3 protein-coding genes are annotated in these 1,669 nt (G+C 38.5%); 1 reads left to right on the forward strand and 2 read right to left on the reverse strand.

What is annotated here, in order from left to right:
* Positions 1-87: 87 nt before the first annotated feature.
* Together L9W92_RS18565 and L9W92_RS18570 are read right to left on the reverse strand one after the other, a co-directional pair.
* Positions 88-693: a tyrosine-type recombinase/integrase gene (locus L9W92_RS18565; RefSeq protein ID WP_240085223.1), complete on the reverse strand. Its 606-nt coding sequence runs from the start codon at positions 691-693 to the stop codon at positions 88-90.
* A 167-nt stretch (positions 694-860) separates the two neighbouring features.
* Positions 861-1,265 carry a helix-turn-helix domain-containing protein gene (locus L9W92_RS18570; protein WP_240085224.1) on the reverse strand — a complete coding sequence of 135 codons (405 nt, stop codon included), beginning with the start codon at positions 1,263-1,265 and terminating at the stop codon, positions 861-863.
* Positions 1,266-1,427: 162 nt separating this feature from the next.
* Between L9W92_RS18570 and L9W92_RS18575 the strand changes: the two genes are divergently transcribed.
* The gene (locus tag L9W92_RS18575; protein WP_240085225.1) at positions 1,428-1,655 is read left to right on the forward strand and encodes a helix-turn-helix domain-containing protein; all 228 of its coding nucleotides are present in this window, start codon (positions 1,428-1,430) and stop codon (positions 1,653-1,655) included.
* The last annotated feature ends 14 nt before the right edge of the window (positions 1,656-1,669 follow it).

A 1,669-nucleotide genomic window follows, 5' to 3' on the forward strand; every position in this document is an offset into this window, starting at 1 on the left:
ATAAATTCAATTTAGCAGAAGGGCCATATCCAGTGTTCAACTTCTTCGGAACCGGTGTTCAGTTTCAAACGGGGACACTGTTTAATCTTAGCGGTCAAACTGTTCAGTTTTACCCGGTATACTCACTGGAAATCTTGAAATTATGGTTTCAAATTCTTCAGGGGTTATCACCTTGTGGTCAATTTCAAGCTTGGAATGCTCATACTTTGGATATTTCACGTACTGCATAGGGTTGTCCTTTATGAACTTGCATGGATGCACAGCATATTTCAAAGAACCGCTTAAAACAGTCATCATGTTGGTCAGGTGATGTTTGCTGACCCCACTTAAATACTTGTTGTTCACAAATTCCTGAAGCATTGCAGGTGTCAGTGATTTCAGCTTGTAAATGCCGAAAGCAGGTTTGATGTGATTCCTGATGATGATTTCATAACCAACCTGGGTGTTGTACTTGCAGTTCACCAGCACATAGTTCTTATACCAGTAATCCATGTAATCAGACACTGATATTTCTGTGGGTTCAAAGTGCAGACCAGCATTTTCATATTCCTGAAGTGCAATTCTCAAAGCAGCTTCAGCATCTTTCTTGGTTCTGCCCCCAACCCTTTCAATTCGTTTCCTTTTCCCATCCACATTGGAAGCTTCAAATGAATAGTACCACTTGCTTCCCCTTTCCCTTACATGACCTTCCATACAATCATCCTTTCTAAAATTGAGTATAAAAAATACACCTATTGCTGAACAGGTGCTTCAAATGATATAATATGACTGCTAATCGGTATTATATCGGGCATCTGTCCGAATAGTATCTATGTGAAAATCGTTCTCTGTGTTGGTAGCACAGGGGGCGATTTTTTATTTTATTCGGCTTCCTTCTTATATTTCTGTTGTTCTGTCAAGTCTGTCGTGTATTCCAGTGCCTTGCTTTGACCCAATTCATTCAATGATTCAAAGGTTTTCAGCAACTGAACTGCCTTTTCCCCAAAGCAGAAACCCACTTCTTCAATCAATTTAACTTCAGTGGCAAGCTTTCCATCAGCATTGTATTTCAAATCCCAATAATCTGCCCCCATGAGATTGAAAGGCGAAACTTCCAGGACAGAAGCAATTTGTTCTAACACATCAGTTGGGATTTGAACCAATCCCTTTTCATATTTTCGGATTGAACTTTCTGTCTTTCCTATTTTATCCGCTAATTCCTGTTGGGTTAGCTTCTTATTTTTACGTTCCCTTTTTATGTTGTTTCCAATCTCAATTGAATTCACGAATTCACCGCCTTTCTATATAACAGGTTCATGATACCATAACCGACAATTAAAATCAAGGTTTTTTATTCAAACTTAATTTTTTGTATTGACAACGACAATTATATTGTCTATAATGAATTCAAAAGCGACAATAAAATTGTCGGAAACAGGGGTGATTAAATGAAAATCGACAATCAAAAACTTGATTTGGTTATGGCAAGAAACTGTTTATCTTCAGAAAAGTTATCGGAAATCACAGGTGTTTCACAGGTCACCATTGCAAGAATAAAAAATGGTGTTTCCGCTAGCCTAAAATGGCCGAAAGCTGACGGTATTGCCTGTCCGGAACTTGCTGGATATAATGACCATATTACAGCAAAGGAAAAAGGATGTCTCCGTTGTGCATGATCTGTTAGCGCAGA

This window comes from Pelotomaculum terephthalicicum JT, from assembly GCF_022410535.1.
Taxonomy (GTDB): Bacteria; Bacillota; Desulfotomaculia; order Desulfotomaculales; family Pelotomaculaceae; genus Pelotomaculum_D; species Pelotomaculum_D terephthalicicum.